The sequence below is a fragment of the Streptococcus sp. E17BB genome (genome assembly GCF_041807725.1).
Lineage (GTDB): Bacteria > Bacillota > Bacilli > Lactobacillales > Streptococcaceae > Streptococcus > Streptococcus entericus.
On record NZ_JBGTZC010000054.1, the window covers coordinates 1 to 9319 of the forward strand.

A 9319-nucleotide genomic window follows, 5' to 3' on the forward strand; every position below is an offset into this window, starting at 1 on the left:
CTTGAAAGCCAGGTAAAAGCGTGTTTTCCTCTCCACAAAGGTCGCTAAACAGCCCTTACTTTTGCCTCGGGAGGCTACCTCCGTATCTAGCTCCCAGTGACCGAAAGTCTGACGATTCCTAACTTCTTTAGGGCGTTTGGAAATCGGTGTTCCAATCATGAATTTCCCACGGGTTTCCTGCGGGGTTCGGCTTTTTCCTTTGCGACGTAAGACGTTGAGTTCTATGTCGATCAAGCCAGCATAGAGCCAGTTGTAGATGGTCTTAAAAGCGACCATTGGCTTGTCTTCCAGCCGATAGCGACCGCAAATCTGTTCGGGAGACCAAGAGGCTCTCAAACCTTGTTCAATCTCCGCTTTTAACTCAGGGGTCAAACGAGACTGTCGTCCTTTTTGCTTAGCCTTTTGGTCAATATGTTTCTGGGCTAGGTCTGCGGAATAAGCAGCCGGACACCGTTCTAACTCTCTTGAGATGGTAGACTTATGGACGCCAAGTTTACTAGCAATTTGATGAGGTTTCAACCCTAATTCTAAATAAGTCTCTATCTTTATTCGCTCTTTTATGGTTCATGGGAGTAGCTCATAGGNGATAACTAAAATGATTATGCTTGATGTCTTTGATCACGCTGTTATCGCGCGGTTACTAGAGAATTAACTTGTCAGTCCATAACGGTTTATCATCTGTTAAAGACTATAAAAAAACACTCCTTGTTTCTAGTGTACTAGATGTCAACAGGAGTGTTTTATTTCGTTTCATTTTGGCAGTTGAGGTTAAACTTTTTCTCGTTTACTCGGCACTGCTGTCACTAGCTAGCTCTTTACCGAGTTTGATGATATAGTCTTTGAGTTGATCTTTAACTTGAGGGTGTTTAAGGGCGTAGTCGATAGAGGTCGTCATAAAACCAAACTTGTCACCGACATCATACCGTTTGCCTGTAAAGACACGAGCAAAGACCCGCTGAGTCTTGTTTAAGGCATCGATAGCATCTGTTAGTTGCACTTCGCCACCAGCCCCGGGTTCTTGTTTTTCTAGTAGGTCAAAAATCTCTGGTGTCAAGAGATACCGACCGATGATGGCCAAATCAGATGGGGCCTCCTCAGGCTTTGGCTTCTCGACAAAGGTATCAACGCTGTAAAGACCGTGAACACTCTCGCCGTGAGGGGCGATGACGCCATAAGCTGACACCTCTTCATGCGGTACCTGCATGACGGCGATGGTTGAAGCATGGGTATTCTCATAGTCGTTGATTAACTGCTTGGTCAATGGCAGAGCAGTCTCGTCAGTAATGTCCATGAGGTCATCCCCTAGCATGACCACAAAGGGTTCGTTGCCAACAAAGGCTTTGGCTTGCAAGACCGCATCTCCAAGACCGCGTGGGTGGCTCTGACGGATAAAGTGCAGGCGAACACCTGTTGTTTCGTCTACCAATTTAAGCAAGTCATGCTTGCCTTTTGCTTTGAGGTTATACTCTAGCTCAAAGTTTGAGTCGAAGTGATCCTCGATAGAGCGCTTGGACTTACCAGTCACCACTAGGATGTCTTCGATACCTGATTTTAAGGCCTCTTCAACGATGAACTGGATGGTTGGCTTGTCCACGATGGGCAACATTTCCTTGGCAAGCGCCTTGGTGGCAGGGAGGAAGCGTGTTCCTAGACCAGCGGCTGGGATAATAGCCTTTCTGACTTTTTTCATGATGGTTCTCCTTTTTGTTTTTGAAAATGAAAGTTGGGCTCAATCGATAAATTTATGAGAGGTCGATGAAGGGTTAGCTCACTTAGGTGTAATTCAATTAGTTAAAAGCCAACTGTTTGAGGTTGCAGCTGTGAGGGCTGTTAACTACTTAAATTAACCTATCAAATGATTACCTAGCCACTGATGATGCCAAGTCGTCAAGTCTCATGGGGATCGAAACAACCAGCAGTGGCTTATGGCGTTACATTGCTTAATGAGTTTGTACAGGGGCAACTCTAGTGCTGACAAAACAAATCACAAGTTTGCTCCCAAGTACTGCGTCACTAAAACAGAGGGACTGGAACATTTGTCCAGATTCTGTCTAAGTTGAGGACTAACGATGAGTGTCAAGCCCACTCGTCCTCGGAACGAAACTCGTTTGACATCATGTTTAGGACCGTTTCCTTGATTGGGGCATTCTCGTAGATGGCCTGATAAATAGCAGTAGTGATGGGCATATAGACACCGAGCTCTTGAGCAATTTCGTAGGCGACCTTTGTTGTTGATAAGCCTTCGATGACCATACCCATATTGGCTTCGATATCAGCGAGTTTTTCACCACGCCCTAGCGCATCACCTGCTCGCCAGTTACGGGAATGAACGGATGTTCCTGTGACAATCAAGTCTCCTACTCCTGATAAACCGCTGTAGGTCAGGGGATTTGCCCCCAACTTGACACCGAGACGGGTTATTTCTGCCAGACCCCGTGTAATAATAGCGGCTTTAGCATTGTCCCCAAAACCGAGACCATGAAGAACGCCAGCACCAACAGCGATGATGTTTTTGAGGGCACCAGCTGTCTCAACACCGATGACATCCGTATTGGTGTAGAGGCGGAAGTAGTGGTTGCTAAAGAGCTCTTGCGCATACTTGGCAGCAGTCAAGTCTTTAGATGCAGTGGTGATGAGGGTGATGTCCCGAACAATGGTTTCTTCAGCGTGACTAGGTCCTGAGACGACGACAATTTCACTGCGAAGGGTCTCTGGGATTTCTTCCTCCAAGATAGTAGATAGGCGCTCGTGAGTGCCAGGTTCAAGACCTTTTGAAGCGTGCATAACGATAACCTTATGATCAAGAACGGCTGCGACTTGTTTGGCAACCAAACGCGTAACTTTGGTTGGCACAACAAAGAGCACTGCATCAACACCTGCCAAAGCTCCTGCCAAGTCAGTGTAGGCGACAATATTCTCATCCAGTACAATGTCCTTGAAATAATGGTTATTGGTATGGTGGGTATTAATCTCGTCAATCTGAGCAGGGATATTGCCCCAGAGACGGACGGTGTGACCGTTATCATTGAGTACCTGAGCCAGGGCGGTTCCCCATGAACCCGGTCCTAAGACGGCGATGGTTTGTTTGTCCATACGACCTCCTAAAAAGCTGTTTTTTCCATTATATCATAAGTTTAATACTTTTCCTATCACCTACTGTATCTCTTGGTTTTGTGAAAACATCTTGAAAATTACAAGAAAACAAGCTTTTTCCCTTGACAATAGTCCTCATAAGAACTAAAATAGTTTCTATGAAAACTAATGGAGGGTGATATGGGACATCCACTATCAGATATTCGTCTGATTTTGCATAGACTAGAGACTATCTGTGAGGAGATGGCAAGGGAAAACGGCATCGAGCATTTGGCTGGTCCACAAGGGCATGTGCTCATGTTTCTCAGTCGCAGGGACAAGCAGGAAATTTTTGTCAAAGACATCGAGCAGGAGTTGAAGATTTCCAAATCTGTGGCTAGTAATCTCGTCAAGCGCATGGTCAAAAATGGCTTTATCGAGATTGTACCGTCGGTGTCTGATCGGCGCTACAAGCAGGTGCTGTTGACCGACTTGGGACGAGAAAAAATCCAGCCTTTGACCACTTTTCGTGAGGAAATGCGGCAGTCGATTTTCAAAGGAATTTCCAGTCAAGACTTTGCGGTCCTTCATCAGGTGCTCCATCAGTTGACAGAAAATATCACCGCTTATACAGGAGGAAAAGATGCTTAAACGCGCTATTTTACGCTACAAATGGTACGCCCTAGGTTCTGTGCTTATGGTGTCCACCGTGGTTATCAGCAGTCTCTTGCAGCCCAGCTATTTGCAAGATGTCCTAGAGGCTGTCTTGATGAATGACCAAGAAAAAATATCAGAAGTCGGTGTTTGGCTTCTAACGATTGCAGGGATTGGGCTCTTAGCAGGAGCTATCAACACGGCTCTGGCGTCTAAAATCGCTCAAGGCGTGTCTGCGGATATTCGGGAGGAAGCCTTTCGTAAGATTCAGAGCTTTTCCTATGCCAACATCGAGACCTTTAACGCCGGGAATTTGGTCGTTCGTTTGACCAATGATATCAACCAAATCCAGAACTTGATGATGATGACTTTCACAGTGCTCATGCGGGTGCCTTTACTCTTTATCGGTGCTTTTATCATGGCGGTCAAAACCATGCCTGACCTCTGGTGGATGATCATCGTGATGATTATCTTGATTGGTGCGATTATGGCCGTCGTGATGAGCCAAATGGCGCCTCGCTTTGGGAAATTCCAATCCTTGATGGATACGATTAACCGTATCGCTAAGGAAAATCTACGTGGCGCTCGGGTGGTCAAATCCTTTGTTCAGGAAAAGAACCAATACACCAAATTCAAAGAAACCTCTAATGAGCTTTTAGGGCTAAACCTCTTCATCGGGTATGGTTTTTCAGTGATGCAACCCCTATTAATGTTTATTTCTTATATGGCGGTTTTTGTGTCTATTTATTTGGTATCAGGGATGGTAGAGACCGAGCCTAAAGTAGTCGGTGGAATTGCTTCTTTCATGAGTTACCTTATGCAGATCATGTTTTCCATCATCATGGCGAGCTTTATGGGTATGCAGGCTAGTCGGGCAGCTATTTCTATCAAGCGGATTGGTGAGGTACTCGATACAGAGCCTGCTATGACATTTATGAACGGATCAGATGAGGACTTGACTGGTAGTATCGTCTTTGACAAGGTGAGCTTTACCTACCCACATGATACCGAACCCATGCTCAAGGAGATTTCCTTTACTATTGAAGCAGGACAGATGGTCGGGGTGGTCGGAGCGACTGGAGCTGGTAAGTCTACTCTAGCTCAGATGATTCCACGTCTTTTTGACCCGCAGGAGGGGACAATCTTCATCGGTGGCAAGGACATCAAGACGCTTAGCCAAAATACCCTAAGAGAGACGGTATCGATTGTCCTGCAAAAGGCGATTCTCTTTTCAGGCACTATCGCGGATAATCTGCGGCAAGGGAAGATGGGTGCCGACCTAGACGCTCTGAACCGTGCGGCTAGCATTGCCCAAGCCAAGGAATTTATCGACCGCATGGATGACCGCTATGAGAGCCAAGTCGAAGAGCGGGGCAACAACTTCTCAGGTGGGCAAAAGCAGCGCATGTCCATCGCTCGTGGGGTAATTGGTCAGCCGAAAATCTTGGTCTTGGATGACTCCACATCAGCTCTTGACGCCAAGTCTGAAAAGCTGGTGCAGGAAGCCCTTAACCACGATCTCAAAGGTACGACCACAGTCATCATCGCCCAGAAGATTTCTTCTGTGGTTCGCGCGGACAAGATTTTGGTGCTGGATGAGGGGCGCTTGATTGGTCAAGGAACCCATGCCGAATTGGTGCAATCAAATGTTGTTTACCGTGAGATCTACGAGACGCAGAAAGGACAGGAGGACTAAGATGAAGACAGCACGTTTTTTCTGGTTTTATTTCAAACGCTATAAACTTTCCTTTGCAGTGATTTTTGCGGCAGTGGTGCTGGCGACCTACTTGCAGGTCAAAACGCCTGTCCTCATCGGAGAGGCACTAGGTGCTCTGGGGGAGTTGGCGCAGCAATACATGGTCGCTAAGCAGACAGGTATTGCCAATTTCAGTCCCGATATGGGAACCTTTAATGGGGTCATGGGCCTGCTCTTTCAAGCCTATCTCTTCACCGTTGTGGCCAATTTGGTCTACAGCCTGCTCTTTACCCGCATCGTGGCGCACTCGACCAACCGTATGCGCAAGGGGCTGTTTGGAAAGTTAGAACGCTTGACCATTCAATTTTTCGATACCCACAAGGACGGGGACATTCTATCTCGCTTTACCAGTGATTTGGACAATATCCAGAATGCTTTTAACCAGTCCTTGACCCAAGTGGTGTCCAACGCTGCTCTCTATGTGGGGATGGTCTGGATGATGTTCCGCCAAGATACACGTTTGGCTTGGTTGACGATGGCGTCAACGCCTGTGGCCCTGCTCTTTCTGGTTGTCATCATCCGCCTAGCCCGCAAGTACAGCAATCTCCAGCAGGCGGCTGTCAGCAAGCTCAATGCCTATATGGACGAGAAGATTTCAGGGCAAAAGGCCATCATCGTCCAAGGCATTCAGCAAGAGACCATCGACGGCTTCTTGACCTTGAATGAAGAGGTGCGTCGCACCACCTTCAAAGGACGTCTTTTTGGTGGTTTGCTCTTTCCTGTCATGAATGGCATGAGCTTGGTCAATACGGCGATTGTGATTTTCATCGGTTCTTCGATGGTCTTGGACGATACGAGCTTGACCACGGCAACAGCGCTGGGCTTGGTGGTGACCTTTGTCCAGTATTCGCAGCAGTACTACCAGCCCATGATGCAGATTGCTTCCAGCTGGGCGGAGTTGCAGCTGGCCTTTACAGGAGCTCATCGGATTCAGGAGATGTTTGACCAAGAAGAGGAAGTCCGTCCTGATAAAGCGCCGCTATTTACCGAATTGAGCCAAGGTGTCGAGATCGACAATATCAACTTTAGCTATGTGCCAGACAAGCCTGTCCTCAAAGGGGTGTCTATCTCTGCGCCTAAGGGCAAGATGGTAGCGGTCGTTGGGCCGACGGGCTCTGGCAAGACCACCATCATGAACCTCATGAACCGTTTCTACGATGTGGATAGTGGCAGCATTCGCTTTGATGGACGTGATATCCGAGACTATGATTTGGATAGCCTCCGCAGCAAGGTCGGTATCGTCTTGCAGGAGTCGGTGCTCTTCTCAGGCACCATCGCAGATAATATCCTCTTTGGGGCAGAAGGTGTCAGTCAGGAGATGGTGGAGACCGCTGCTCGTGCCACCCATATCCATGACTTTATCATGAGCCTGCCAGATGGCTATGAGACTTACGTGACCGATGATGAAAATGTCTTCTCGACAGGGCAAAAGCAGCTGATTTCTATCGCACGAACTCTCTTGACCAATCCGCAGGTGCTCATCCTTGATGAGGCAACCTCAAACGTCGATACGGTGACCGAGAGCAAGATTCAACAGGCCATGGAGGCAGTGGTAGCAGGGCGGACCAGCTTTGTCATCGCCCACCGTCTCAAGACCATCTTGAAAGCAGACGAGATCATCGTCCTCAAGGATGGTGAGGTGCTGGAGCGGGGCAACCATCGTGAACTCCTTAGACAAAATGGCTTTTATGCCGAACTCTACCACAACCAGTTTGTGTTTGAATAAGACAAAAAACTCTCTCTTGGCGGGAGTTTTTTGTCTGAAAAAATTGAAAATGAATACAGATTTTTAACGAATATTTAAGTAAGATAATTTGTTCAAGGACTAGTAGGTATATTGATGGCAGTTATTCAAGTTAGCAATCAACAAAATGTTAAAAATAAAAGTTGATTTTTTCCAATCAGTTACGAATAAGTTATTAGAACACTTCAAAGGAGAAAAGAGATGACAGATATGATTCAAGTCTCTAAAGTGTCCAAGGCATTTGGTGAGAACGTAGCTCTATCGCAGATTAGTTTTACAGTAGAAGAAGGAACAATTTTTGGTTTTCTTGGACCATCTGGTTCGGGGAAGACAACTTTGATTAGGATTTTGACCAACCAGTTACTTTCTGACAGTGGTGAGAGTTATTTGTTAGGAAAATCTTCTAGGGAACTGGAACCAGCCGACTTTGAAGCCTTAGGCATTGTGAGTGATCAGAGTGGTTTTTTTGAAAAACTGACGCTTTATAAGAATATGCAGGCCTATGCTAAGTTTTATGGTGTTGGAAAGGAGAGGGTTGATGACCTACTCCAGCAGGTTGGACTTTACGATTGTCGGCACACGGTGGCTGAACGCTTATCTACTGGTATGAAGCAACGGCTATTTTTGGCTAGAGCCTTAATTAACAGACCACGACTTCTTTTTTTGGATGAGCCTACTAGTGGTTTAGATCCTGCGACTTCAATGAAAATCCATAAGTTATTAGAAGAGTTAAGGGAGCAAGGTACAACCATCTTTCTAACCACACATGACATGGCAGAGGCAAGTCTTTTATGCAATAGAATCGCTCTACTCCATCGTGGGCAGTTGGTTGAATCGGGTCGTCCAGATGAATTAATTCGGAGATACACCACAACAAAGCAATTAAAAATTATTGATAATGTCGGCAATGAACGGCTATTGACTTTTTCCGATGTACAACCTAGTGACTTAGAGACCGCTTTTTCGGTTCATTCTTGTGAACCAAATTTGGCAGACATTTTTATCGCATTGACAGGAGAACAACTTCATGATTAGACGACTATTAGCCCTTATCTGGCTACGGACACAGATTTTGATAACGAATAAAAATCTATTAATTCAATTTTTGTTTCCTTATTTGCTACTAGCACTTTACCGTTTTGTCTTGAAAGCTGAAGGTATTCAGGTATTATTTATGACCCTACCCTTGGGCTTGTCAATGTCAAGTGGGACAACGGTATCGAGTATGATTGCGGAAGAGAAAGAAAAAAGGAATCTATCAACTCTCCTTTTGAGTGGTGTTGGCCAAGGAGAATACCTCTTATCGGTACTGTTTTATCCCATGTTATTGACAGCAATTAATATTATGTTATTGCCTATCTTATCCAAGGTCCAACTTGGTGCTCACGTGATGTCTTATCTTGTTATCAGCTTGTTGACTGCATTAGCTGTAGTTCTGATCAATGTGATTATTGGTTTTTTATCGGAGACCCAAACTCAGGCTCAGATTAATAGCATGCCTGTCATGTTATTCCTATCGCTTGGACCTATTTTGGCTCAAGCTAGCCAAAAAATCGATAGAATGTTGTCTTATACATTTTTTGGAGCTTTTTCAGACTTGTCTCGAAACCTCACAATTAATCTAGACAGGTATTCTATGATGAGTTTAGTGATTTGGGTTTTAGGATTATCACTCCTGTCTTATCTTGTGTTAAGACGGATTGGGACTAAGGAAAAGCTATCTGTTTCAAGGCAAGTAGTTCAGTTAAAAAAGATATTCAAAGTTGTCTAGGAACTAGTTGCTTGGTATTAATAAAGTAGGAAGGAGATTACGATGTATATCATGCTTGTAGGTATTGGTTGGATCCTTTATTTCCAATGAGGAGATAAAGAATTTAATTAAAAAAGTTATAACTCTAGAGGAAAGGAGAGAAGTTTATGGGCGTATTTATTATTGGCGTTGCTATTGGTATCTATTTGTATTGCAAATAATGAAAAGGCACCCCTTTTCTGTACAATTTTTATAAAGTGTTTTTGTTAAGCGATAACTCGCTTAACCATAGGTGTTTGGTAATCGAGACTACCGTGAATGCGATGATGGTTCCACCAGTGGA

The 9319-nt window shown here is 45.3% G+C and carries 7 protein-coding genes and 1 pseudogene; 5 read left to right on the forward strand and 3 right to left on the reverse strand.

The features are described from left to right. The 3 genes and pseudogenes from ACERC7_RS09950 to ACERC7_RS09960 all read right to left on the reverse strand — a co-directional run. A pseudogene (locus tag ACERC7_RS09950) lies at positions 1–581 on the reverse strand (IS30 family transposase); the annotation flags it as partial. A 203-nt stretch (positions 582–784) separates the two neighbouring features. Further along, entirely contained in the window at positions 785–1690 is a 906-nt protein-coding gene (gene galU, locus ACERC7_RS09955) for a UTP--glucose-1-phosphate uridylyltransferase GalU (RefSeq protein WP_373666844.1), read from the reverse strand. A gap of 386 nt (positions 1691–2076) precedes the next feature. Continuing rightward, a complete protein-coding gene (locus ACERC7_RS09960; RefSeq protein ID WP_373659616.1) occupies positions 2077–3093 on the reverse strand; it encodes an NAD(P)H-dependent glycerol-3-phosphate dehydrogenase in 1017 nt (338 codons plus the stop codon). 180 nt (positions 3094–3273) lie between these two features. Between ACERC7_RS09960 and ACERC7_RS09965 the strand changes: the two genes are divergently transcribed. The 5 genes from ACERC7_RS09965 to ACERC7_RS09985 all read left to right on the forward strand — a co-directional run bounded on the left by ACERC7_RS09965 (position 3274) and on the right by ACERC7_RS09985 (position 8997). Beyond that, entirely contained in the window at positions 3274–3723 is a 450-nt protein-coding gene (locus ACERC7_RS09965) for a MarR family winged helix-turn-helix transcriptional regulator (RefSeq protein WP_373659615.1), read from the forward strand. Further along, positions 3716–5422, forward strand: coding sequence for an ABC transporter ATP-binding protein (locus ACERC7_RS09970; RefSeq protein WP_373659614.1), 1707 nt, complete (start codon positions 3716–3718; stop codon positions 5420–5422). The genes ACERC7_RS09965 and ACERC7_RS09970 overlap by 8 nt, the downstream gene beginning before the upstream one ends. Position 5423: 1 nt before the next feature. Continuing rightward, the gene (locus tag ACERC7_RS09975) at positions 5424–7208 is read left to right on the forward strand and encodes an ABC transporter ATP-binding protein (RefSeq protein ID WP_373666845.1); all 1785 of its coding nucleotides are present in this window, start codon (positions 5424–5426) and stop codon (positions 7206–7208) included. Positions 7209–7436: 228 nt separating this feature from the next. Then, positions 7437–8261, forward strand: coding sequence for an ABC transporter ATP-binding protein (locus ACERC7_RS09980; RefSeq protein ID WP_373659618.1), 825 nt, complete (start codon positions 7437–7439; stop codon positions 8259–8261). Continuing rightward, positions 8254–8997: an ABC transporter permease gene (locus tag ACERC7_RS09985; RefSeq protein WP_373666846.1), complete on the forward strand. Its 744-nt coding sequence runs from the start codon at positions 8254–8256 to the stop codon at positions 8995–8997. Before ACERC7_RS09980 ends, ACERC7_RS09985 begins: the two co-directional genes overlap by 8 nt. The last annotated feature ends 322 nt before the right edge of the window (positions 8998–9319 follow it).

Coding starts and splice junctions, on each gene's coding strand:
- ACERC7_RS09960 (WP_373659616.1), bottom strand. CDS start 3,093: ATGGACAAACAAACCATCGCCGTCTTAGGACCGGGTTCATGGGGAACC.
- ACERC7_RS09980 (WP_373659618.1), top strand. CDS start 7,437: ATGATTCAAGTCTCTAAAGTGTCCAAGGCATTTGGTGAGAACGTAGCT.
- galU (WP_373666844.1), bottom strand. CDS start 1,690: ATGAAAAAAGTCAGAAAGGCTATTATCCCAGCCGCTGGTCTAGGAACA.
- ACERC7_RS09970 (WP_373659614.1), top strand. CDS start 3,716: ATGCTTAAACGCGCTATTTTACGCTACAAATGGTACGCCCTAGGTTCT.
- ACERC7_RS09965 (WP_373659615.1), top strand. CDS start 3,274: ATGGGACATCCACTATCAGATATTCGTCTGATTTTGCATAGACTAGAG.
- ACERC7_RS09975 (WP_373666845.1), top strand. CDS start 5,424: ATGAAGACAGCACGTTTTTTCTGGTTTTATTTCAAACGCTATAAACTT.
- ACERC7_RS09985 (WP_373666846.1), top strand. CDS start 8,254: ATGATTAGACGACTATTAGCCCTTATCTGGCTACGGACACAGATTTTG.